We start from the raw sequence: 21,502 nt of genomic DNA, 5'->3' as shown, positions 1-21,502 counted from the left end.
TCGTCGTCTTGCTCAGATGTGGACTACCCTCACGGGGCCATCAGGGCTGGTCACGCAGCTGCTGGACCGCAGCGGTGAAGCTCTCGCCACGTGCGGTGTAGTTGCGGAACTGGTCCATGGACGCGCAGCCCGGAGCCAGCAGCACCGTGTCGCCCTCGCGGGCGAGCGATGCAGCAGCCTCCACGACACGTTCCATGGGATCAGTCTCGCCGCTGTCGACCTCGACCACGGGGACGTCGGGCGCGTGTCGCCGCAACGCGTCGGCGATCACGTGACGGTCGGCGCCGATCAGCACCGCTGCGCGCAGGTGCGTGCGCGCGGCCTTGACGAGCTCGTCGAACTCTGCTCCCTTGGCCAGTCCCCCGGCGATCCAGACGACATCGTCGAATCCCCGGAGCGAGGCCAGCGCGGCATGGGCATTGGTCGCCTTGGAGTCGTCGACGTAACGGACCCCGGCGACGGTCGCGACGTCGGCGATGCGATGGGCGTCGAGCGTGAACCGGCGCAGGCCGTCGCGCACCGCCCGCGGCTCGACACCGTGCGCCCGGGCCAGAGCCGAAGCTGCCAGCGCATTCGCCACGACGTGCGGCGGCGGGACACGATCGGCGTCGCCGTGCGCGTCGAGACCGATGTCGCGGATGCTACCGAGCTCGGCGGCGTTCGAGACCCGACCGGCGATGAACGCCCGGTCGGCGATCGCGTCGTCGACCAAGCCGATCATGCCTGCGGCCGGGATGCCGAGGGTGAAGCCGATCGCGCGGCACCCCTCGATGACGTCGGCCTCTTCGACGAGGCGTTCGGTCGCCGGGTCCTGGACGTTGTAGACGCAGGCGACCTGGGTGTTCTCGTAGATGCGGCCCTTGTCGGCGCTGTACGCGTCGAGCCCGCCGTGCCAGTCGAGGTGATCGGGCGCGATGTTGAGCACCGCGCTGGCCTGCGCCGACACCGACGAGCTCCAGTGCAGCTGATAGCTCGACAGCTCGACCGCCAGGACGTCGAAGCGATCGGGGTTCATGACCGCCTCGAGCACCGGTGTTCCGACATTGCCGACCGCGAGTGCGTTGAGTCCTTGTGCGCGCAGGATCGACTCCAGCATCTGCACCGTCGTGGTCTTGCCGTTGGTGCCGGTGACGGTCAGCCACGGGGTCGGGTCGTCGCCGCGCAGCCGCCAGGCCAGCTCGACCTCGCCCCAGACCGGGATCCCCCTGGCGTGCGCCTGGACGATCAGCGGCGTCGTCGGCGACCAGCCCGGTGACGTCACGAAGAGGTCGAGGTCGTCGGGCAGGACCCGGGTCGAGCCCGGACCGACACGGACGTCGACGCCGAGGATCTCCAGCAGCGTCGCCTTCTCGCGCAGCCAGCACTGTCGCCGTCGTCCATCACCACGACGTGCGCGCCGAGGTGCTGCAGGGTGTCGGCCGCCGCGAAGCCGCTGACGCCGAGACCGCCGACAGCAGCGCGGACGCCCTCCCACGACGACTCCCGACCCAACGAACCCAGATCAGGAACCGTCATACTCCGGTGACCCACTCGCTGTAGAAGATGCCCAGACCGGTGGCGACGCACAGCCCGCTGATGATCCAGAACCTGACCACGATCGTGATCTCCGCCCAGCCCAACAGCTCGAAATGATGTTGCAGCGGTGCCATGCGGAAGATGCGTTTGCCGCCCGACAGCTTAACCAGCCGACCTGCAGGATGACCGACATCGTGATCGCGACGAACAGCCCGCCGAGGATCACGAGCAGCGAGCCGGTGCGGGTCATGAGGGCGAAGCCAGCCATCGCGCCGCCGAGGGACAGCGAACCGGTGTCGCCCATGAAGATCTTCGCCGGTGAGGCGTTCCACCACAGGAAGCCGAAGCACGCACCGGTCAGGGCCGACGCCACGACGGCGAGATCGAGCGGATCGCGCACCTCGTAGCACTTGATGCCGGGGCTGGTCGCACAGTTCTGGTTGAACTGCCAGATGTTGATCACGACGTACGCACCGAAGACCATCATCGCCGCGCCGGTCGCCAGGCCGTCGAGACCGTCGGTCAGGTTGACGCCGTTGCTGGAGCCGGCGACCAGCACCAGCACCCAGATGACCAGCAGCACGGTCGGCAAGCTCCCAGCCGGCCAGGTCGCGCGTGAAGGAGATGCCATGGGTGATCGGCGTGCGGCCGGTCTCGTCCTCCCAGCCGATCGCCAGGACCGCGAAGATGAGTCCCACGGTCGTCTGGCCGATCAGCTTGGCCTTGCTGCGCAGCCCCAGGTTGCGCTGCTTGGAGACCTTGATGAAGTCGTCGAGGAAGCCGATGGCGCCGAGCCCGACGAACAGGAAGAGCAGCAGCAGCGCCGAGGCGCTGGGTGTCGTCTGGGTCGCCAGCTTGGCGGCGAAGTAGCCGATCACCACCGCGACGATGATGACCAGGCCACCCATCGTCGGAGTGCCGCGCTTGGTGTGGTGGGACGTCGGACCATCGTCGCGGATGGCTGCCCGTAGCCCTGCTTCACGAGGACGGAGATCGCGAATCTGGTCCCTATGAGGGTCACCAGCAGCGCCAACGCTCCCGCGATCAGGATTGCCTTCATCGCGTCGTGATTCCTTTCCGTACTCGCGCACGTCTCACTCGAGACGTCCGCTACCTGATGCTTTCACAACCGGCACCGCCCTCGGGGGCAGGCGCGCGGGCGGTGTGCCAGTTGCCACACCGATTCAGCTGCCGCGTTGCTCGCCGATCAGCTCGACCAGCACGTCGCGGTCGTCGAACGGGTGGACGACGCCGTCGATCTCCTGGCCACGTTCGTGGCCCTTTCCGGCCACGACGAGGCTGTCGCCCACGTGCGCCATGGCCACGGCGTGAGCGATGGCCTCCCGTCGTCCGGGGACCTCGACGACCACGGCCGGACCGGCTGCTGCGCCTTCCAGCACGGCGGCCCTGATCGCGGCGGCGCTCTCGCTGCGCGGATTGTCGTCGGTGACGATCACGACGTCGGCATGCTGTGCGGCGATCTGCCCCATCAAGGGGCGCTTGCCGTGATCACGGTCACCGCCGGCACCGATCACGACGATGAGGCGACCGGCCGTCACGGGTCGCAGCGCGCTCAGGACTGCTGAGACGGCATCGGGCTTGTGCGCGTAGTCGACGATCGCGGTGTAGGGCTGGCCTGCGTCGACGCGTTCCATCCGTCCGGGGACCCCGGTGCTCGCGGCGATCCCGGCGGCGAGCTTCGACGGGGTCGTGCCCGGCGGTGGTCAGCGCTGCCATGACGGCGAGCGCGTTGGACACGTTGAAGACGCCCGGCAGCGGGACCGACAGGTCGACGGCCAGCCCCTCGGGACCCAGCACCTCGAGATCTGTTCCGAGGCGGTGCGGCCGGATGTTGGCTGCGCGCCAGTCGGCCGGGTTGCCGTCGGTCGAGAAGGTCGTGACGGGCAGCGGGGTCAGCTCGACCAGACGGCGCCCGTGCTCGTCATCGATGTTGATGACGGCGTGGCGAGAGTGCTCAGGGGTGAACAGTGCTGCCTTGGCCAGGAAGTACTCGTCGATGCTGTGGTGGAAGTCGAGGTGGTCGCGGCCCAGGTTGAGGAACACCGAGACGTCGAAGGAGAAGCCGTCGACCCGGCCCTGCACGAGCGCATGGCTGGAGACCTCCATCGCGCACAGCTCGACCTGCTCCTCGCGCATCACCGCGAACAGCGCCTGCAGCTGCGGCGCCTCGGGGGTGGTCAGGCTCGACGGGGCGGGAACCTTGCCGATGCGGGTGCCGATCGTGCCGACGACTGCTGAGCGTCGATCGCCCAGTGCGGCTTCCGCGAGGTACGTCGTGGTCGTCTTTCCTTGCGTGCCGGTGATCCCGACGGTCGTGAACGCGGACGTTGGGCTGCCGTAGAACGCAGCGCTCAGATCGGCGATGACACTCCGTGGGGCGTCCACGACGATGACAGGCACGTCGCGGTCTCCGATCAGCGCAGCGCCGTCGGGGTCGGTCAGCAGCGGCGACTGCGCCAGCGCTCAGGGCCGCGTCGACGTAGGACGCTCCGTCGTCCGGCACCCGGGAGCGCGGCGTACAGATCGCCGGGAACCAGTGCTGCGGTGTTGAGCGCCAGACCGGTGACCACGACCTCGGCCGAGGCGGTCGAGCCCACCAGGGCGGCCAGCTCACCGAGCCCCCATCGCGGACTGTCGAACGGCCGCACCCGCATCTGCTCACTCACCCCGAAACCCTACCCAACTCGTCGTCGTCCATCACGTCCGCAGTCTCGCCCCCCGCCTACCCATCGGTCGAGCGAAGCGAGACAAGCACACACCGCCTACCAGGTCTGTTCCACCTTCGGCACCTTCGAGCCGCTGGGTGCGACACCGAACCGTTCGAGGGCCATCGACATGATGTCGTGGAAGACCGGTGCGGCGGTGGAGCCGCCTCCGGCGTTGCTGTAGGGCTTGTCGAGCACGATGTAGGTCAGGAAGCGTGGGTTGTCGGCGGGGGCGAAGCCCATGAACGAGACGGTGTTCTGGCCGCGGATGTACCCGGCCGGTGCTGGGGTCGACTCGCCAGGCGGTGCCGGTCTTGCCGGCGACGCGGTAGCCCTTGATGGCTGCTGCAGGAGCGGTGCCGTCAGGTGCTGTCACGGCTTCCATCATGCGGGTGACGTTGCCGGCGGCGTCCTTGGAGATGATCCGCTTGCTGGCACCGGTCGACACGGGCGTCTTGTCGCCGTTGGCGTCGATCGTGTCGGTCACGACGGTGGGTTCGCGCAAGCTTGCCGGCGTTGGCGATCGCGCCGACGGCACGCACCATCTGCAGCGCGGTGACCGAGATGCCTTGACCGAACGAGATCGTGGCCTTGTTGGCCTTGGTCCAGCCGTCACTGTTGGTCAGGATGCCTTTGGACTCGCCTGGCAGGCCGACTCCGGACTTCTCGCCGAAGCCGAACTTCTTGAGGTAGCTGTGCATCGTCTGGTTGCTCATCTGCTCGGCGGCGACGATCGTGCCGAGGTTGGACGACAGCGCGATGACACCGGCGGCGGTGGCTCGAGCGTCCCGTGCTCCCGGTAGTCACCGATCGGGAACTTGTCGATCGTCATCTTGGACGGCACGACGATCGGGGTCTTGGCGGTGACCTTGCCCTGGTCGGCGAGCGCGGCCATCGTCACGGTCTTGAGGACGCTGCCCGGCTCGTACACGGTCTGCATGGATCGCGAGACGGTGTTGCTCTCGCTCATCCCCGTCCGGTCGTCGGCGTTGAACGTGGGCGCTTGGGACATCTGCACGATCTGGCACGTCTTGACGTCCATCGTGATCGCGAGACCCCAGTCAGAGCTCGACGCCTTGACTGCGTCGGCGAGCCGCTGGTCGGCGTACCACTGCAGGTCGCGGTCGATCGTGGTCTGGACGTCCTGGCCGGGCACCATCTCGGTGACGGTGCTGTCGGCCATGGGGATGCGCTGGCCAGTCGGCGACACCTCGAAGGTGCTGGAGCCGTTGGTGCCGGTCAGCGAGCTTGTCCGTACTGCTGCTCGAGCCCGGCGACGCCCTTGCCTTCTCCGTCGACGTAGCCGAGGAGGTTGGCCGCGAGCCGTCCGCCGGGTAGGTCCGCAGGGTCTCCTTCTCGCTGAAGACTCCCGGCAGCTCGGACTTCTCCAGTGCGGCGAGCGCCTTGTCGGCCGTCCACTTGGGGACGTCACGAGCCAGGACGACGTACTGGGTCTTGGGCTTGCGGAGCTTGTCGATCGTGTCGAAGTAGTCGATCTCGTCGCCGAGCGTCTCGCGCAGGATCCGCGCGATCTGCGGAGCGAAGTCGACTGTCATGGTCGGGTCTGCGGTCAGCGTCAGGCCGTCGACGCTGCTCGCGAGTGCGACGCCGTTGCGGTCGAGGATCTGACCTCGCGGTGCCGGGATCTCCCTGGTCGCTGTGCCGTCCTTGACGGCCTTCGCGGCGTAGGCGCTCGCGTCGAGGCCCTGGATCTGGAACAGCCGGGCACCGAAGATCCCGAAGATGCACATCACGAGCACCAGGCAGGCCCGCAGACGACGACGCGTCAGCTTCTGCCTGGTCACGGCGTGACTGCCTTGATGTTGCTGCCCCGGCTTGGCTGCCTCGGGCTTGCCGAGCACCTTGCCGTCCGAGAGCCGCAGGAAGGCCGGGTTGGCGTTGGGAACCATGCCGATCGCGATGGCTTCACGGGCGACGTTGGCCGGGCTCTGCAGGCGTTCGACGTCGCGGGTCAGTGCCTGCTGCTGGGTCGTCAAGGTGCGGGCTTCGCGCTGGAGCCTCGAGGACTCGAAGGCCTGTGCCTGCAGCACGGTGCTCATGATGATGAGTCCGACGAGCCCGACCGACACCACGGTGAGCACGACGACGACGAAGGGCGCCTTGCGGGCCCGGCTCCGGACGGGACGGACGAGCCGCAGCCCGGCGGCCTTGGCCTCGTCGAGGCGGCCCGGTACGGGTGCGAAGGCGCGTGCCACGGGGGTGCTCATGGGGCCACCAGCCGTTCTGCGACGCGCAGGCGGACTGATCGCGCGCGTGGGTTCTCATCGATCTCGTCGTCGGTCGCCATCTCCGCCCCCCGTGTCACGAGTCGGTACTTCGCCTCGTGCCCGGCTGGCACGAACGGCAGGTCGCGCGGCACGTCGGTCGTGGTGACCTCGGTGAACGCGCGCTTGGTGATGCGGTCCTCGAGCGAGTGATACGACAGCACGATGACCCGTCCGCCGGGCGCCAGCGCTTCGAGCGCGTCCGGCAGCGCCCGCCGGTAGACGCCCAGCCGTCGTTGACCTCGATGCGCAATGCCTGGAACGTCCGCTTCGCGGGATTGCCGCCGGTGCGGCGCGCGGCCTGCGGGATCGACTCGCGAATCAGGTCGACGAGTCGTGCGCTGTTGCTGAACGGCTCCTTGTCGCGCTCGGCGACGACCCGGTCGGCGATGCGCTTGGCGAACTTCTCCTCGCCGTACTCGCGCAGGATGCCCGCCAGGTCACGCGCGGTGTAGGTGTTGAGGATGCCCGCGGCGGTCAGCCGTCCCCGGGGTTCATCCGCATGTCGAGCGGAGCGTCCTGTGCGTAGGCGAAGCCGCGGTCGGCCACGTCGAGCTGCATGGAGGAGACCCCGAGGTCGAACAGCACGCCGGAGACCGTGTCGAAGCCGGCCTCGCGCACGACGTCGGTGATCTCGTCGTAGACCGCGTGGGCGAACGTCACCCGGTCGCCGAAGGGAGCCAGGCGGGCCTGCGCTCGGGCCAGCGCATCGGGGTCGCGGTCGATCCCGATGACGTGCAGCTCGGGGTATCGGGTCAGCATCGCCTCGGTGTGGCCACCGAGGCCCAGCGTGGCGTCGACGACGACAGCCGTTCGTCCGCGACAGAAGGTTCGAGCAGGTCGAGCACCCGCTCGAGGAGAACCGGCACGTGACGCGGTGACGCTGCTCCGTCAGGTGCCGAGCGCAGCAGCCCCAGGCCTGCCGCGATGAGCACTGCGAGGACGACCGAGGAACCCAGGGAGAACAGCATGAGCCGGACGCCGTCCGCCACCTCGTGGCGTACTCGTCTCGGACTCGTGTCGATCTGCATGGCTGCGGTTCCCCCACCTGTCGTGTTGCTGGATGTTGTTACGTCGTGCTCGGCCTGCTCTGCTGCGGAGTGTCGTGTGGCCAGATCCGCGACCGCCGGGTCTGGCACCGGGGAAGTGGTGTCAGAACCGTGCGGGCGCAGATCTCGCCGCACGAGCGTCAGAAGATGCCGGGCATCACTTCTTCCGACATGTCCGCGAACGGACCTTCTTGGGAGGACTCGAACTCGGCCCAGCGACCCGAGTCCCAGATCTCGATGCGATCCATCGCACCGACGACCGTGCATTCCTTGTCGAGCTGCGCCCAGGTGCGGAGCACCGCCGGCACCGAGATGCGTCCTTGCTTGTCTGGCACCTCGGACGAGGCGCCGGAGAAGAACATGCGGTTGAAGTTGCGGGCCGCCTGGTTCGTGAACGGGGTGTTGCGGATGCGATCGGTGAAGGCGTTGAACGCTTCGGTCGTCCAGCCGTAGATGCAGTTCTCCTGCCCACGGGTGAGCACGATGCCGGTCTCGAGACGAGGACGGAACTTCGCCGGAAGGAACAGCCGCCCCTTGTCGTCGAGGCGAGGGGTGTAGGTGCCGAAAAAGTTCGAGACATCCGGGTTCACCTCGCTCCTCCTCTTCGACGGCCATTTGCTCCATTCTCCACCACTGTACTCCACGATCCCCCACTTTGGGGGTCCGTGTCGCGCCCTTTTGCGGGAAAGCACGAAGCGCTCCCCCACCGGGTGGAGAGCGCTGGAAAGGCCGTCAGGGCAAAGAAAAACCGCCCCCGAAGGGGCGGTGGGTGTGGAGGTGGCAGCAAAGTGGGGCGTCAGACGCCCCACCTCGCCACGATCGGCGAGGTCTACCGCTCATCGTCGCGACGACGCTGCCAACGCTCTTCCATGCGATCGACGAACGAGCCAGAGGGCTTGGGCTGTCCGCTGCTGCGACCCTTGCGCGACGACGGATGGCTCGCGCCCTCCTCGCGACCACCGATACCGCGCTTCCAGGCAGTCGTGAACAGATAGGCGAAGACCAGCATGGCGAGGAAGCCCACAACCCCGAGCCACGTCATCTTGCTGACCGTGCCGCTGAACATCACGACGAGTCCGCCGATGAATCCCAGAGCAGCCAGCACCGCGACGCGACGGTTGCGCGCCATGAACTTCGAACCCCGCAACGTCGACGCGAAGTCGGGATCTTCTGCGGCCAGCGACTGTTCAAGCTGATGGAGCAGTCGAGCCTCTTTCGTCAGAGAGTGGCACTCTCGCCTCCTGATGTGGGTGATGCTACTGACAAGTCTAGGCGCGCTATCGATTGCAGACCAGCGGAAAGGCCTGAGAAATCAGATGAGGTCCGCAACACCTGCTCCAGCGCGTACAAAGCATCGCGTGATCCAGGCTCGGTATCGACGATCGCACTAGGCACCAGATCGGCGAACACCCGCAGTCCGTGAGCCGCCGTGACCGAGAATCCGAGCCCGTCCAGCAGGGCCTCGACCTCGGCCTGGACGAATCGACGGGGACCCATCGTCCGGACGTCCCACGTCGCCGCCGACCGGTCGAGAAGAGTCTGCGCGGTGACGAAGTCGCCGGCCAGCGCACGGGCGACGACCGCCGCATTGCGTCCGGCCACCACCAGGCTGACGGACCCGCCAGGTCTCAGGACCGTGGCAACGGCTGCCAGCGCGGCAGCCGGATCGTCGACGTGCTCCAGGACGCCGTGGCACAGCACCAGATCGAATGAGGCGGCCTGCACGTGGTCGAGCAGGTCGGCGGTGTCGCCCTGGACTCCCGTGACCGGACGAGCCAGCCCGGCCTCCGCGCTGCGGCGGTGCAAGGATGCGAGCGCATCAGGGCTCGGATCGACGACGGTCACCCGATGCCCGAGCTGGGCCAGGCGCACGGCGTCGCCGCCGGTGCCACCACCGAGATCGAGCACGTCGAGAAGTGCACCTGCACCGGCGAGGTCGGTCGCATCAACGACTGCCTGCCACATCAGCTCTGAGCGGACCGGACCCATGCCCACACTGTGCCACAGCCATGGAACCGCCCATCGCCGTGGGCCACCTGATCGACCACGTAGTCTTCGCGCATGGCGAACGTCGTGGTCGTAGGTGGCGGATTCGCCGGATTGTCAGCTGCTGCCCGGATCGGCCAAAGCTTGCGGCACCAGGTGACCTTGCTCGAGGCTGGCGACCGGCTCGGCGGGCGCTTGCACGGCCACACCATCGACGGCGAGACGTGGCAGCTGCAGCTCGACACCGTGACGCTGCCGGGGGTGTTCCGCGACCTGTTCCGCAAGTCGGGGCGGCCCATGGACAAGACCCTCGACTTCACCAAGACCCACGGGCGCCGGCACCTCTTCCGCGACGGCACGGTCCTCGACCTGCCCCTCGGCAACCGCGGCGACCAGCACGAGGCGATCAGCGAGACCTTCGGCGAGGACCTGTGGTCGCCGTGGGTCGACCAGTACGCCGATCAGTGGGCCCTGCTGCGACGCACCGCACTCGACCAGGTCTTCGCCGGCAAGCCCGTCATAGACCGCGGGCTCCGCAAGGCCCTGCGACCGCGTCGCGCCGCGCGCTCGCTCGACAAGGACTTCGCCGACGAACGGCTCGCCAAGATGGCGCTGGACCCGTTACGACTCGCCGGGCAGGACTGGCGCACGACACCCTCGTTCGTGGCGATCGGCCACTACCTCGAGCGCTCCTTCGGACGCTGGCGCTTCGACGGCGGCCTCCCGGCCTCGCGGCAGCCTTGGAGAAGCGGCTGCAAGAACGCCGGGTCACCGTCGAGCTCGGCGAGTCGGCCCACGAGATCGTGCGCGACGGCAGCCAGGTCACCGGTGTCGTGACCAACCGTCGGACCGTGCCGGCCGACGTCGTGGTGTGGGCCGCGCCCACCTGGCCCGCTCCCCTGCCGCAGCCGCGTGCCCTGCCGGTGATCCCGGCGTCGCGAACCCTGGTCACGCTGTCGACCCAGGCACCCGAGCTGCCGCACGAGCTGCTGGTGCACACCAATCCGCCCATCCGCCTGTGGACCACCGACGGCAGCCACTGGACGATCGAGCACCGCAGCGGGGAGGACCCGCTGGACGCACTCGTCCGCGGTGGACTCGACCTGCGCCCCTTCGTCACGACGCGGCACGACCTGTCGCCCAGCGAGCTCGTGGCCATGGGGCACTGGGGCTGGGCATGGAACACCTGGACCACGGCGCTCGAGCTGCCAGGAGTCGCCCCGACCGGGGGCCTCTACTTCGCCGGCGCCCACGCCCATCCTGGCGGAACGCTCGAGGCGATCGGCATGGCCACCGCAGCCATCGCCGAGGACCTGCGACCCGACTCCCAGCGCTGACCGCGAAGGTCAGACGAGACCTTCGGACCGCAGGGCCTCGAAGATCTCTCGGGTCGCCTTCGACCGGTTCAGGGTGATGAAGTGCAGGCCCGGTGCACCACCGGCGAGGAGATCGCGACACAGCTGCGTCGCAAGCTCGATGCCCTTGGCCCGGACCGCCGCCTTGTCGTCCTGGATCGGCAGGATCTGCTCCAGCACCTCGGCCGGCATCTCCGCCCCGGACAGCTCGGCCATGCGCGAGACCTGCGCGAAGTTGAGGATCGGCATGATGCCCGGAACGATCGGGATGTCGTTGCCGAGCGCTCGCACCCGTTCGACGAGCGAGAAGTAGTCGTCGGCGCGGAAGAACAGCTGCGTGATCGCATACTCCGCTGCCGGCCTCGGCCTTCGCGACGAGCAGCTCGGCGTCATGGTCGAGGCTGACCCCGTCGGGGTGTCCTTCGGGGAAGGCTGCGACGCCGATGTTGAAACCGCCGAGACCCGCAGCGGCTCGACGAGGTCGATCGCATAGGTCAGGCCGTCGGGGTGCAGCTCCCACGGCGCTCGAGGACCACCCTTCGGATCGCCGCGCAGCGCAGACGTTGTCGACACCGGCCGACGCATACTGCTTGAGGACCGACTCGATCTCGCCACGCGTTCTGCGACACCAGGGTCAGGTGGCCCACGGGCCGCATCGAGGTCTGCTCGGCGATACGTGCGGTGATGCGGACGGTACGTTCTTGGCTCGTGCCACCGGCGCCGTACGTCACCGACACGAACGTCGGCTCCAACGACTCGAGCTCGGCGATCGTCTGCCACAGCACCGCCTCGCCCTCGTCGTCCTTGGGCGGGAAGAACTCGAACGAGCAGCTCGGCGTGGGTGCGCGCAGCGCTGCTACGAGGGAGGTGTCTTCGAGCCATGCCCCAACGGTACCGTTCACGATGTGACTGCCCGTGCAGATGATCTCGAGTTCCGGACACAGGTCGACGCCAGCCTCGCAGCCTTCGTCGACCGCAAGGCCGCCGACCTGCGAACGCTCGGATCCGGGATCGACCACATGGTCGCCGTCTCCGGCGAGTTCATCGCCGGCGGAAAGCGACTGAGGCCGCAGTTCAGCTATGCGGGCTGGCTCGTCGCCGGCGGCGCTCCGGGCGACCCCGGCATGGTGGCCGCCGCGGCGGCGCTGGAGTGGCTGCAGGCCAGCGCGCTGGTGCACGACGACCTCATGGACGGCTCCGACACCCGCCCGCGGACGCCCCAGCATCCACCGGGCCTTCGAGACGATCCACCGCAACCAGCAGCGCCACGGGCGATCCGGAGGCGTTCGGGCTGTCGGCCGCAGTCCTGATCGGCGACCTGATGCTGTCGTGGTGCGACGAGATGCTGACCACGGCGATCCTCGACTCCCCCTCGATGTCCGAGCACATCGGCCGCGCTCGCACCTACTTCGACCTGTGCAAGACCGAGGTCGTGGCCGGACAGTTCCTCGACGTCGTCGGGCAGACCCGGCAGACCGTCTCGTGGGACGAGGCCATGACCGTGGTGCGCTACAAGTCGGCCAAGTACACCGTCGAACGTCCGCTGCACATCGGTGCCGCGCTCGCGGGCGCCGACGACCAGCCCATCGACGCCCTGAGCGCCGTCGCACTGCCCCTGGGCGAGGCATTCCAGCTGCGCGACGACGTCCTGGGCGTCTTCGGCGATCCGGCCGTCACCGGGAAGCCCGCTGGCGACGACCTGCGCGAGGGCAAGCGCACGGTGCTGATCGCCCGCGCCCACGAGCCGACCGACGACGCCGGACGTCAGCTGTTGCGCGACTCGCTCGGCACCGCAGAGGGCGTCCCTGCGGTCGCCGACCTGATCAGGTCGTGCGGTGCACTCGAGGCGGTCGAGCACGACATCAGCGCGCTCGAAGCCGCCGCCGATGCGGCGATCGACGCGCTCGGCCCAGCGGCCCGAGACGTGCTCGGACCGCTCGCGCTCACCGCAACGCGTCGAAGCCGCTGACCCCCAGGTCGTCGAGCACGATCACCGACAGCAAGCGGTCTTCTCGACGGCGTCGCGCAGCACGTCCACGATGGCCGCGGTCCTGATCGGGTCGAGCTCGACCAGATCGCGCATGCCGTCCCAGATCACGACGGTCGGCGCCGCGGCGAGGTCGACGAGCACGTCGAACAGCGCGTCGAGGTTGCAGCCGAACCAGTCAGGCAGTCCCCACGCAGCAGCGATGCCGGAGTAGAAGTCGGGGATCGACCCGATGCCGCGGGTGTCGATCGACAGCGCCTGCCAGCCGGCCGCCTCCGCCTCGCTGGCCAGGTCACGGTCGGACCGCCCCCGCCAGCTGAACAGGCCCTGGCCGACGGTGCCTGCCAGCAGCGCTTCATAGGACGTCGTCATCCGCTCCCCCGATCGAGACGCGTGAACGTCCGGTAGTGGTCGCCGGTGTAGTACACCTCGCCGGCTTCGCCCCGCACGATCCGGCGTGCGCCTCGGTCTGACGCGCCGGGGGTGGGCACGGTGTACTCGCGCCAGTAGCCGCGCGGCCGCGCCGGCAGTCGACCCTCCCGGTTCATGAACACCGAGTCGTCACGCGTGTACGGATAAGGGCCGCCGTCGCCGATCAGCGTCAGGGTCTCGGCGACCTCCGCAGGCAAGCCGGTCGTCGAGACGGCAGAGGTCTCCGGTCGACCGCTGTCCGGTGAATTGCTCGTCGTCACGGTCCAGATGACGAAGCCCACGGCCACGACCGCCAGCAGGACCCGCCATCCCGTGTTCGCCCGCATGGGTCCATGGTCCCGCACTTTCCGCCGCACAGCACCACTCGTGACGTGCACGACACCACGTCGGCGAAACACCGCGTGTCCGTGCTGCCCGCGTTCCTGTGTGGGAGAGTCACTAGACTGCGATGAGGACCCAGGAGGGTTCCAGGCATGACGAGGGAGGGTTGACGTGCCACTGACCAGCGACGAAGCACTCGTCGGGCGTGTCCTCCACGACCGCTACCTGATCGGCGAACGCATCGCCCGCGGCGGCATGGCCAGCGTCTTCAAGGCCACCGACCAGCGCCTCGATCGTGAGGTCGCGATCAAGGTCATGCACCAGGGGCTCGGCGACGACCAGCAGTTCACCCAGCGCTTCGTCCGCGAGGCCAAGTCGGCCGCCAAGCTCAATCACCGCAACGTCGTGTCGGTCTTCGACCAAGGCACCGACGGCGAGGTCACGTACCTCGTCATGGAGTACGTCCCCGGCCACACGTTGCGCGACGTCATGCGTGACGAGGCCCCCATGCCCCGTACCGCGCCCTCGAGCTGCTCGAGCAGATCCTGATCGCCCTGTCGGCCGCTCATGCCGCGAAGATCATCCACCGCGACGTGAAGCCCGAGAACGTCTTGATCACGCCTGACGGCGAGGTCAGGGTCGCTGACTTCGGCCTGGCCCGCGCGGTCAGCGCGGCGACCACGGCAACCGGCGGCACGCTGATCGGCACGGTGTCGTACCTCGCACCCGAGATCGTGACGAATGACGGCACCGATGCCCGTTCCGACGTCTACGCCTGCGGCGCGATGCTGTACGAGATGCTGACCGGCACCAAGCCCCAGCTCGGGTGAGTCACCCCATCCAGATCGCGTACAAGCACGTGCACGAAGACATCGGCCCGCCGTCCGAGCTGCAGCCGGGCATCCCGCCGTACGTTGACGCGCTCGTCGCCCGGGCCACGGTGCGCGATCGTGACCAGCGCTCGACCGACGCTCGGGTCATGCTGCAGCAGCCCGTTCGGTCCAGCGAGCCCTCCAGGCCGGTCTGGCCGACGATCCCGATCTGGTCGCCGACCTGCTGCCCGGCGCTCGTCCGGGCCACGACGATCCCGACGCCCCGACCGTCGCCGTCCCTCGCTCAGCCATGGGCCTGCCCCCGACGGCGTCGGCCGACGGCAGCACCGCAGCGACCGAGAAGCTTCGCCAGCACCTCCGAGCACACGATGCAGTGGGCTCCCAGGCCGCAGCGGCACCACGACCCAGCGACGCCGCGAGGCCCGCTGGGCTGCACCCGAGATGACCCGCGAGCAGTACGGCCAGAGCGCCAAGAAGCGGCACAGCCGACGCGGTCGGGTGCTGCTGATCCTCGCGGTCCTCGTCGCCGTCGCAGCCGGCCTGCTCACGTGGTACATCACCGATCTCCGCTACGTCGACACGCCCGTGCTCACCAGCAGCTCGGTCGCCGATGCCAAGAAGGAAGCCGAGGCCGAGGGCTTCGAGTTCAAGCAGGTCCGCAAAGACTTCTCCGAGACGTTCCTGGCCGGCACCGTGATGAGCACCGATCCCAAGCCGGGCGAGAAGATCCTGCCCGGCAGCACGATCGAGGCCATCGTGTCGAAGGGCCCTGACCGGGTCTACATCCCCGAGGGCAACTTCAGGGACTCAAGATCAGCGAGACCCGTCAGCTGCTCGAGGCCCAAGATCTCGTGCTGGGCAAGCGCAGCAACGTCTACGACGAGAGCATCGCCAAGGGGCGAGTCATCCGCGCCGACGGCGTGACGTCCAAGGATGCGCTCAAGCGCGGCGACACGGTCGACATCATCGTGAGCCGTGGTCGCAAGCCCATCGAGGTCAACAACTACGTCGGCAGATCGCTCGACGAGGCCCGCAACGCCTTGCAGGACGCCGGTTTCAAGGTGGCGACCAACGAGGCATTCAGCGATGACGTCGACCGCGGCAACGTCATCGCGCAGACCCCTGACGGCGGCAACCTGTTCAAGGACGACACCGTCACGCTGACGATCTCCAAGGGCGCCGAGCAGATCGCGATTCCCAATGTCGTCGGCAAGCCTCGCGCCGAGGCCGTGCAGATCCTGCGCGACGCCGGCTTCCGGGTCCGGGTGTTCGGCGGCAACGGCACGGTGCTGCTGCAGCCTGACAAGAAGGCTGCGCGTGGCAGCCGGGTCACGATCTACACCGCGCCCTGACTTCTCGACTCAAGCGGTACAGACGTACCAGTTCGCGTAGAGTCCTCGCATGGACGAACCCCGTATCGCACCTGGCGGTCTCAAGGAGCTGGGGCTGATCAACTTCGGCGTCAGCACCCTGGCCGGAAAGGTCATCGGCGGACCGCGACCGCACGTCTTCACGACCTTGGGACGTCAGCGGCGGCTGTTCCGGGCCTGGTTGCACTTCAGCGGCCGGCTGATGCCCGGCGGATCGCTGCCACGTCGGGAGACCGAGCTGATCATCTTGCGTATCGCGACTCTGCGCGCGTGCGAGTACGAGCGTCGTCACCACCTCCGGCTCGGCCGCAAGGCAGGCGTCACGCCTGCGCAGATCGAGCACCTCGACGACCTGTCGTGGCCAGGATGGTCGGTGCGCGAGCCGCGCTGCTCACCGCAGCGACCCAGCTCGTCGAGACGAAGTACGTCGACGACCCTGCCTGGGCCGCGCTACGAACTCATCTCGACGAAGCAGAGTCGATGAAGCTCCTGCTGCTGTGCGGCCAGTACGACTCGCTGGCCACGACGCTGCTCACCCTGAAGGTGCAGCCCGAACCCAGCCCACCCCCACGCTGACGAGGTAGTTATCGCCCCCTCCGCGAGGTGGCTACGGCCCTCCCTGAGGGCAGCAACAACCTCGTCAGGGGGCGGTAACTACCTCCTCAGCGGGGTGGGAGGGGTGGTTAGTCGCGACCGGCGAGCATCTCGGCCACGAGGAACGCCAGCTCGAGGCTCTGCGCCCGGTTGAGACGCGGATCGCACAGCGTCTCGTACCGGTGGGTCAGGTCTTCGGCCGAGAGCCGAGCGCCGCCGCCGACGCACTCGGTGACGTCGTCACCAGTGAGCTCGACGTGCAGGCCACCGGGCCACGTGCCGAGAGCACGGTGCACCTCGAAGAAGCCGCGGACCTCGTCGATGACGTCGTCGAACTCGCGCGTCTTGTACCCGTTGCTGGTCTCGAAGGTGTTGCCGTGCATCGGATCGCACACCCAGGCCACCTCGATACCCGCAGCAGTGACCTTCTCCACCAGATTCGGCAGACCCTCGCGGGATCTTCTTGGCGCCGAATCGGGTGATGAAGGTGATCTTGCCGGGATACGGTCAAGGATCGCTTCTCGTACAACGCGATCGCGTCGTCGGCGGTCGTCGTCGGGCCGAGCTTGACCCCGATGGGGTTGGCGATGCGGCTCAGCCAGCGACGTGAGCGCCGTCGAGCTGACGGGTGCGCTCACCGATCCACACCGAAGTGGCTCGACACGTCGTAGGGCTGATCGGTGCGCGAGTCGATGCGCGTCAGCGCGTGCTCGTACTCCATGATCAAGGCTTCGTGCGACGAGAAGAAGTCGACGGTGTGGAACTCGTCGGGGTCGACGCCGATCGCGTCCATGAACGCCAGAGCACGGTCGATGTCGGCACCGATGCGCTCGTAGCGTTCGCCGACGGGGCTGCTCTTGACGAAGTCGGTGTTCCAGGCGTGCATCTGCCGAAGATCGGCGTAGCCACCGGTCGTGAAGGCACGGGCGAGGTTGAGGGTCGCCGACGACGCGTTGTACACGTCGACGAGACGCTGCGGATCGTGGGCACGCGACTCGGGGGTGAAGTCGAAGCCGTTGACGGCATCGCCACGGTAGGCCGGCAACGTCACGCCGTCGCGGGTCTCGGTGTCGCTCGAGCGAGGCTTGGCGTACTGACCTGCCAGGCGTCCGACCTTGACGACCGGGACGCTCGCGGCGTAGGTCAGGACGACTGCCATCGACAGCAGGACCCGCAGCTTGTTGCGGACGTTCTCGGCCGTGACGCCCTCGAACGTCTCGGCGCAGTCACCGCCCTGCAGCAAGAAGGCCTTGCCCTGGGCGACCTCGGCCAGACGATCGCGCAGCGCATCGCACTCGCCTGCAAAAACGAGAGGTGGCATCCGGCGCAACGTCTGCACCGCGGCGTCGCGGGCAGCAGGGTCGACATACGTGGGCTGCTGGGCAGCACCGATCGCATGGAGTTCGTCAAGGCTAGGAATGCTCACCACCCCAGTCTACGGCGCGCCCTAACCGAAGAGGACTTCGGCTTCTTCGTAGAGGTCTGGTCTCACGGTCTTGAGCACGGCGGTGCCCTCGGCGAGCGGAACCCGTGCGATCTCGGTGCCCCGCAACGCCATCATGGTCCCGAAGTCGCCGTCGTGGACTGCCGTGATCGCGTGCAGCCCGAACCGTGTCGCGAGCCAGCGGTCGAACGCCGTGGGTGATCCGCCGCGCTGGACGTGTCCCAGCACGACGGTGCGGGCTTCTTTGCCGGTGCGCCGCTCGATCTCGCTGGCGAGCCGGTCGCCGATCCCACCGAGCCGTACGTGCCCGAAGGCGTCCTTGTCGCCGCTGACGAGCGACATCGTGCCACCCTCGGCGGGCACCGCTCCCTCGGAGACCACGATGATCGGCGCGTAGTGCGTCGCGAACCGGCTCTCGACCTGCGCGCACACCTTGTCGATGTCGAACGGGCGCTCGGGGATCAAGATGATGTTGGCTCCGCCCGCCAGTCCGCTGTGCAGGGCGATCCAGCCGGCGTGCCGGCCCATGACCCTCGACCACCAGGACCCGGTGGTGCGACTCCGCCGTCGTGTGGAGCCGGTCGATCGCCTCGGTCGCGATGTTGACCGCAGTGTCGAAGCCGAACGTGAAGTCGGTGCCAGACAGGTCGTTGTCGATCGTCTTGGGCACCCCGACGACCGCGACGCCGAGCTCGGCGAGCTTGGTGGCCACGCCCAGCGTGTCCTCTCCCCCGATGGCGATCAGGGCGTCGCAGCCGTGCGCCGCGAGGTTCTCCTTGATGCGCTCGACGCCCTGGTCGACCGCGAACGGATTGGTGCGCGACGAGCCGAGGATCGTCCCGCCGCGCGGCAGGATGCCCCGCACAGCCTCGACGTCGAGCGTCATGGTGTCGTTCTCGAGCGGCCCTCGCCAGCCGTCGCGGAAGCCGACGAACTCGTCGCCGTAGGTCGCGACCCCTTTGCGCACGGCGCCCCGGATGACCGCATTGAGCCCGGGGCAGTCGCCTCCCCCGGTAAGCATGCCAACGCGCATCAGACCTCCCAAGTCGTCGTCAAGACGACCCTAGGCCATGTCGACCGGCACCGGCTCGAACTGCGTCCATCCGGACCAGCCCCGTTCCTTCAGCAACCGGACGAGGGTGGCGCCGGCCGGAACCGAGCTGCAGGAAGTACTGGTCGAGCAAGCTCGATCAGCTCGGCGGGGATCGTCAGCTCACCGTCCTGCTGATCGAGGTCGGTTGCAGCGATGTTCGCGGCAAGACGATCGGCCAGCGCGGGCAGCCGGGGGTCGTCGGGTGCCCACTCGACCAGGTCCTCGAACGTGCGGTAGAGCGCGATGACCTCGGGATCCTTCAGCTGCTGGAACTTGGACTCCATCCACAGCGCCATCTGGTCGGGTGAGTGCGCGGCCAGCAGGATCCACCCGTCTCGCTCTCCCTCGATCATGCGCTCTGACACTCCCAGCGACCTGAGCTGCTCCAGGTAGGCCACCGCCTCCGGTGGCAGGGCGAGGCTGTCGCCGGCAGCCAGCTTGGCGATGCGCCCACGGTGCTCCTGCCGCTCCCCGGATCTCGGCCCGCAGCCGGATGTCGATCTGCGCGACGGCGGCAGAGAACTCCGTGTCATCGGCGTGCAACAGCTCCTCGACCCGAGCCAGCGGCACCCCGGCATCGGCCAGCGTCCGGATCTTGATCAGGTCGACGACCGCCTTGGCATCGTAGCGTCGATATCCCGAGGGATCCCGTTCTGGCTCGGGCAGCAGGCCCTTGGCGTGGTAGTGGCGCACCGCTCGAACCGTGACACCGGCATGTGCGGCGATCTGACCGATCGTGAGCATGTCAGGAGCCTGCCCTTCTAGTGTGTCGGGACCCTGGTGAACAGCTTGCGCGACAACACGTAGCCGAGCACGCCGATCAGGATGCACCATCCCATCGCGAGCCACACGCCCTGACCGGCACCTGCGCCGCTGGTCAGGGCTCGGAGGCTGTCGATCATCGGTGTGAACGGCTGGTGCTCCGCGAACTGCCGCAGCCCCCAGGGCATCGCATTTGTCGGCACGAACCCACTGCTGAGGAACGGCAGCAGCACCAGGAACATCGGCGTGTTGCTGGCTGCCTCGACGCTGTCGGCCGCCAGCCCCATCGCCACGGTCAGCCAGGTGAAGGCACTGCTCATCATGAGGAGCAGAACCCCGACCAGCAGCCAGCTGCCGACTCCTGCGCTGGAGCGATAGCCCAGGAGGATCGCCACGGCCAGCGTCACGGCGACCGCGAGCATCGTCTTGAGCACGGCGCCCAGCACGTGCCCGGTGAGCACCGAGGACCGGGCGATGTCCATCGTCCTGAAGCGCGCGATGATCCCGCCGGTCATGTCGAGTGCCACCTCGACAGCGGTGCCGAGAGCGACACTCGCGACGGCGATCACCATGACGCCCGGAGTGACGTAGGTGAGGTAGTCGCCACGGTCACCACCTGCGACACCGGGCAGCCCGGCGCCCATGGTGGCGCCGAACACGTAGACGAACAGCAGCAGGAACACGATCGGTTGCGCCACCAGCATGATCGCGAGCGAGGGATAACGGATCCAGTGCAGCAGGTTGCGCCGCAACATCGTCACCGAGTCGCGGATCATCACGCTGCCTCCGTCTGGTGCGGGTGGCCGGTCAGGGCCAGGAAGACGTCGTCCAGGTCAGGATCGTGGATGCTCAACGCAGCCACGTCGGCATCGTCGAGCAGCGCGAGAAGACGGCGCAAGGAGGCCACCCCGTCATGCGCCATCCGCAGCGTGAGGGACTCGCTGCTCGCGGTGGCGTGAGGAACCTGTGCTGCCACGGCCGCCAGGGCCGCCGCATCGGTGAACTGCACGTCGACGTGACCGCCGGGAACCTGGCTCTTCAGCTCGGCCGGTGTTCCCTCGGCGACGATCCTGCCGCCGTCGAGCACCCCCACCCGATCGGCCAGCTGGTCGGCCTCGTCGAGGTACTGCGTCGTCAGCAGCACCGTGACCCCCTCCGCAACCTGCTCCCGGACGATCTGCCAGAGCTCACGGCGGCTACGAGGATCCAGCCCCGTCGTGGGCTCGTCGAGGAAGATGACTCGCGGTGAGCCGAGCAAGGTCATGGCCAGGTCGAGGCGGCGCTTCATCCCGCCCGAGTAGGTCTGGGCCCGACGGCCGGCTGCGTCGACCAGGTCGAGCCGTTCGAGCAGCTCGTTGATCGCAGCCTGGCCCCGGCTCCGGTCGAGATGGAACAGATCGGCCATCAGCTGCAAGTTCTCCCGGCCCGTGTGGAACTCGTCGATCGCCGAGAACTGCCCCGTCACCCCGATGGAGCGGCGCACCTGGTCGGCTGCGGTTCGTACATCATGTCCGGCGACACGGACCTGGCCCGCATCAGCGGTCAGCAGCGTCGAGCAGATGTTGACCGTCGTGGTCTTGCCTGATCCGTTCGGCCCCAGCAGCGCGTACACGCTGCCTTCGGGAACGACCAGGTCGACGCCGTCGAGGACGACGTGATCACCGAAGGCCTTGGTCAGGCCGGCGACTGAGATCGCATGAGATGTGTCCATGCACAGCATCGTCACGGGTTGACCCTGCGTCAGGGTCAA

The 21,502-nt window shown here is 68.1% G+C and carries 26 protein-coding genes and 10 pseudogenes; 9 read left to right on the top strand and 27 right to left on the bottom strand.

Going from position 1 to position 21,502, the window contains the following annotated elements; translation table 11 throughout:
* Window positions 1-40: 40 nt before the first annotated feature.
* The 14 genes and pseudogenes from murD to ACHMWU_RS03215 form a co-directional block, all read right to left on the bottom strand.
* Window positions 41-1,530: pseudogene (murD, locus tag ACHMWU_RS03280) on the bottom strand (UDP-N-acetylmuramoyl-L-alanine--D-glutamate ligase).
* Window positions 1,512-2,575: pseudogene (gene mraY / locus ACHMWU_RS03275) on the bottom strand (phospho-N-acetylmuramoyl-pentapeptide-transferase). The pseudogenes murD and mraY overlap by 19 nt, the downstream one beginning before the upstream one ends.
* Before the next feature lie 124 nt (window positions 2,576-2,699).
* Window positions 2,700-3,134 (bottom strand): glutamate ligase domain-containing protein, encoded by a 435-nt coding sequence (locus tag ACHMWU_RS03270; protein WP_396041847.1) that lies wholly within the window; start codon window positions 3,132-3,134, stop codon window positions 2,700-2,702.
* Entirely contained in the window at window positions 3,031-3,936 is a 906-nt protein-coding gene (locus ACHMWU_RS03265) for a Mur ligase family protein (RefSeq protein WP_396041629.1), read from the bottom strand. The genes ACHMWU_RS03270 and ACHMWU_RS03265 overlap by 104 nt, the downstream gene beginning before the upstream one ends.
* Before the next feature lie 38 nt (window positions 3,937-3,974).
* Entirely contained in the window at window positions 3,975-4,202 is a 228-nt protein-coding gene (locus tag ACHMWU_RS03260; RefSeq protein WP_396041628.1) for a hypothetical protein, read from the bottom strand.
* A gap of 96 nt (window positions 4,203-4,298) precedes the next feature.
* Window positions 4,299-4,511 (bottom strand): penicillin-binding transpeptidase domain-containing protein, encoded by a 213-nt coding sequence (locus ACHMWU_RS03255; RefSeq protein ID WP_396041846.1) that lies wholly within the window; start codon window positions 4,509-4,511, stop codon window positions 4,299-4,301.
* A gap of 73 nt (window positions 4,512-4,584) precedes the next feature.
* Window positions 4,585-4,689: pseudogene (locus ACHMWU_RS03250) on the bottom strand (hypothetical protein); the annotation flags it as partial.
* A gap of 118 nt (window positions 4,690-4,807) precedes the next feature.
* Window positions 4,808-4,975 (bottom strand): annotated as a pseudogene (locus tag ACHMWU_RS03245) (penicillin-binding transpeptidase domain-containing protein); the annotation flags it as partial.
* Entirely contained in the window at window positions 4,954-5,400 is a 447-nt protein-coding gene (locus tag ACHMWU_RS03240; RefSeq protein WP_396041627.1) for a penicillin-binding transpeptidase domain-containing protein, read from the bottom strand. The pseudogene ACHMWU_RS03245 and the gene ACHMWU_RS03240, both read right to left, overlap by 22 nt.
* Window positions 5,303-6,469: a hypothetical protein gene (locus ACHMWU_RS03235; RefSeq protein ID WP_396041626.1), complete on the bottom strand. Its 1,167-nt coding sequence runs from the start codon at window positions 6,467-6,469 to the stop codon at window positions 5,303-5,305. Before ACHMWU_RS03235 ends, ACHMWU_RS03240 begins: the two co-directional genes overlap by 98 nt.
* Window positions 6,466-7,437 (bottom strand): annotated as a pseudogene (rsmH, locus tag ACHMWU_RS03230) (16S rRNA (cytosine(1402)-N(4))-methyltransferase RsmH). The gene ACHMWU_RS03235 and the pseudogene rsmH overlap by 4 nt, the downstream one beginning before the upstream one ends.
* Window positions 7,438-7,715: 278 nt before the next feature.
* Complete coding sequence (gene mraZ, locus ACHMWU_RS03225; protein ID WP_367649190.1) at window positions 7,716-8,165, bottom strand: division/cell wall cluster transcriptional repressor MraZ; 450 nt, start codon at window positions 8,163-8,165, stop codon at window positions 7,716-7,718.
* Window positions 8,166-8,404: 239 nt separating this feature from the next.
* On the bottom strand, window positions 8,405-8,779 hold the full coding sequence (locus tag ACHMWU_RS03220; RefSeq protein WP_396041845.1) for a DUF3040 domain-containing protein: 375 nt from the start codon (window positions 8,777-8,779) through the stop codon (window positions 8,405-8,407).
* A 14-nt stretch (window positions 8,780-8,793) separates the two neighbouring features.
* On the bottom strand, window positions 8,794-9,564 hold the full coding sequence (locus tag ACHMWU_RS03215) for a class I SAM-dependent methyltransferase (RefSeq protein WP_396041625.1): 771 nt from the start codon (window positions 9,562-9,564) through the stop codon (window positions 8,794-8,796).
* Window positions 9,565-9,636: 72 nt separating this feature from the next.
* On the opposite strand from ACHMWU_RS03215, the gene ACHMWU_RS03210 reads away from it, so the two are divergent.
* Both ACHMWU_RS03210 and ACHMWU_RS03205 read left to right on the top strand, forming a co-directional pair.
* Window positions 9,637-10,398: an NAD(P)-binding protein gene (locus ACHMWU_RS03210; RefSeq protein ID WP_396041624.1), complete on the top strand. Its 762-nt coding sequence runs from the start codon at window positions 9,637-9,639 to the stop codon at window positions 10,396-10,398.
* Window positions 10,365-10,898, top strand: a complete 534-nt coding sequence (locus ACHMWU_RS03205) for a hypothetical protein (RefSeq protein WP_396041623.1) — start codon at window positions 10,365-10,367, stop codon at window positions 10,896-10,898. Before ACHMWU_RS03210 ends, ACHMWU_RS03205 begins: the two co-directional genes overlap by 34 nt.
* A gap of 9 nt (window positions 10,899-10,907) precedes the next feature.
* On the opposite strand, the gene ACHMWU_RS03200 is transcribed toward ACHMWU_RS03205, so the two are convergent.
* From ACHMWU_RS03200 to ACHMWU_RS03190, 3 genes and pseudogenes are all read right to left on the bottom strand, one after another.
* A complete protein-coding gene (locus ACHMWU_RS03200) occupies window positions 10,908-11,414 on the bottom strand; it encodes a methylenetetrahydrofolate reductase (RefSeq protein ID WP_396041844.1) in 507 nt (168 codons plus the stop codon).
* Window positions 11,329-11,523 (bottom strand): annotated as a pseudogene (locus tag ACHMWU_RS03195) (5,10-methylenetetrahydrofolate reductase); the annotation flags it as partial. The gene ACHMWU_RS03200 and the pseudogene ACHMWU_RS03195, both read right to left, overlap by 86 nt.
* A 79-nt stretch (window positions 11,524-11,602) precedes the next feature.
* Window positions 11,603-11,701 (bottom strand): annotated as a pseudogene (locus ACHMWU_RS03190) (methylenetetrahydrofolate reductase); the annotation flags it as partial.
* A gap of 120 nt (window positions 11,702-11,821) precedes the next feature.
* Here ACHMWU_RS03190 and ACHMWU_RS03185 point away from each other — a divergent pair.
* A complete protein-coding gene (locus ACHMWU_RS03185) occupies window positions 11,822-12,226 on the top strand; it encodes a polyprenyl synthetase family protein (protein ID WP_396041622.1) in 405 nt (134 codons plus the stop codon).
* Window positions 12,208-12,885, top strand: a complete 678-nt coding sequence (locus ACHMWU_RS03180; RefSeq protein ID WP_396041843.1) for a polyprenyl synthetase family protein — start codon at window positions 12,208-12,210, stop codon at window positions 12,883-12,885. The genes ACHMWU_RS03185 and ACHMWU_RS03180 overlap by 19 nt, the downstream gene beginning before the upstream one ends.
* Before the next feature lie 21 nt (window positions 12,886-12,906).
* Here the strand turns inward: ACHMWU_RS03180 and ACHMWU_RS03175 are convergent, their stop codons facing one another.
* Together ACHMWU_RS03175 and ACHMWU_RS03170 are read right to left on the bottom strand one after the other, a co-directional pair.
* Complete coding sequence (locus ACHMWU_RS03175; protein ID WP_396041621.1) at window positions 12,907-13,275, bottom strand: barstar family protein; 369 nt, start codon at window positions 13,273-13,275, stop codon at window positions 12,907-12,909.
* Entirely contained in the window at window positions 13,272-13,661 is a 390-nt protein-coding gene (locus tag ACHMWU_RS03170; protein ID WP_396041620.1) for a ribonuclease domain-containing protein, read from the bottom strand. Before ACHMWU_RS03170 ends, ACHMWU_RS03175 begins: the two co-directional genes overlap by 4 nt.
* Before the next feature lie 166 nt (window positions 13,662-13,827).
* Here ACHMWU_RS03170 and ACHMWU_RS03165 point away from each other — a divergent pair, with 166 nt between their 5' ends.
* Both ACHMWU_RS03165 and ACHMWU_RS03160 read left to right on the top strand, forming a co-directional pair.
* On the top strand, window positions 13,828-14,205 hold the full coding sequence (locus ACHMWU_RS03165; RefSeq protein ID WP_396041619.1) for a protein kinase: 378 nt from the start codon (window positions 13,828-13,830) through the stop codon (window positions 14,203-14,205).
* The gene (locus ACHMWU_RS03160; RefSeq protein ID WP_396041842.1) at window positions 14,187-14,486 is read left to right on the top strand and encodes a protein kinase; all 300 of its coding nucleotides are present in this window, start codon (window positions 14,187-14,189) and stop codon (window positions 14,484-14,486) included. The genes ACHMWU_RS03165 and ACHMWU_RS03160 overlap by 19 nt, the downstream gene beginning before the upstream one ends.
* A gap of 1 nt (window position 14,487) precedes the next feature.
* Here the strand turns inward: ACHMWU_RS03160 and ACHMWU_RS03155 are convergent, their stop codons facing one another.
* A complete protein-coding gene (locus tag ACHMWU_RS03155) occupies window positions 14,488-14,736 on the bottom strand; it encodes a hypothetical protein (RefSeq protein WP_396041618.1) in 249 nt (82 codons plus the stop codon).
* A 194-nt stretch (window positions 14,737-14,930) separates the two neighbouring features.
* Between ACHMWU_RS03155 and ACHMWU_RS03150 the strand changes: the two genes are divergently transcribed.
* From ACHMWU_RS03150 to ACHMWU_RS03140, 3 genes are read left to right on the top strand one after another with little or no spacing between them, the layout of a single operon-like run.
* The gene (locus ACHMWU_RS03150; protein ID WP_396041617.1) at window positions 14,931-15,413 is read left to right on the top strand and encodes a PASTA domain-containing protein; all 483 of its coding nucleotides are present in this window, start codon (window positions 14,931-14,933) and stop codon (window positions 15,411-15,413) included.
* Window positions 15,341-15,841 (top strand): PASTA domain-containing protein, encoded by a 501-nt coding sequence (locus ACHMWU_RS03145; protein WP_396041616.1) that lies wholly within the window; start codon window positions 15,341-15,343, stop codon window positions 15,839-15,841. The genes ACHMWU_RS03150 and ACHMWU_RS03145 overlap by 73 nt, the downstream gene beginning before the upstream one ends.
* A gap of 49 nt (window positions 15,842-15,890) precedes the next feature.
* Window positions 15,891-16,343, top strand: a complete 453-nt coding sequence (locus ACHMWU_RS03140; RefSeq protein WP_396041615.1) for a carboxymuconolactone decarboxylase family protein — start codon at window positions 15,891-15,893, stop codon at window positions 16,341-16,343.
* Window positions 16,344-16,542: 199 nt separating this feature from the next.
* Here ACHMWU_RS03140 and ACHMWU_RS03135 read toward each other — a convergent pair.
* The 7 genes and pseudogenes from ACHMWU_RS03135 to ACHMWU_RS03105 all read right to left on the bottom strand — a co-directional run bounded on the left by ACHMWU_RS03135 (window position 16,543) and on the right by ACHMWU_RS03105 (window position 21,463).
* Window positions 16,543-17,879 (bottom strand): annotated as a pseudogene (locus ACHMWU_RS03135) (class II 3-deoxy-7-phosphoheptulonate synthase).
* Between the two features lie 21 nt (window positions 17,880-17,900).
* On the bottom strand, window positions 17,901-18,425 hold the full coding sequence (locus ACHMWU_RS03130) for a 6-phosphofructokinase (protein ID WP_396041614.1): 525 nt from the start codon (window positions 18,423-18,425) through the stop codon (window positions 17,901-17,903).
* Window positions 18,426-18,489: 64 nt separating this feature from the next.
* Window positions 18,490-18,918 (bottom strand): annotated as a pseudogene (locus ACHMWU_RS03125) (6-phosphofructokinase); the annotation flags it as partial.
* 101 nt (window positions 18,919-19,019) lie between these two features.
* Entirely contained in the window at window positions 19,020-19,523 is a 504-nt protein-coding gene (locus ACHMWU_RS03120) for a hypothetical protein (protein WP_396041864.1), read from the bottom strand.
* Between the two features lie 64 nt (window positions 19,524-19,587).
* Window positions 19,588-19,734, bottom strand: a pseudogene (locus ACHMWU_RS03115) (MerR family transcriptional regulator); the annotation flags it as partial.
* A gap of 17 nt (window positions 19,735-19,751) precedes the next feature.
* Window positions 19,752-20,528 (bottom strand): ABC transporter permease, encoded by a 777-nt coding sequence (locus ACHMWU_RS03110; protein WP_396041613.1) that lies wholly within the window; start codon window positions 20,526-20,528, stop codon window positions 19,752-19,754.
* Window positions 20,528-21,463, bottom strand: a complete 936-nt coding sequence (locus ACHMWU_RS03105; RefSeq protein WP_396041612.1) for an ABC transporter ATP-binding protein — start codon at window positions 21,461-21,463, stop codon at window positions 20,528-20,530. Before ACHMWU_RS03105 ends, ACHMWU_RS03110 begins: the two co-directional genes overlap by 1 nt.
* Window positions 21,464-21,502: the final 39 nt, after the last annotated feature.

This window comes from Aeromicrobium sp. UC242_57 (assembly GCF_044452305.1).
In the GTDB taxonomy this organism is placed as follows: Bacteria; Actinomycetota; Actinomycetes; order Propionibacteriales; family Nocardioidaceae; genus Aeromicrobium.
The sequence above is the reverse complement of the archived record's forward strand: the minus strand, read 5'-3'. Positions and strand labels throughout refer to the sequence as shown.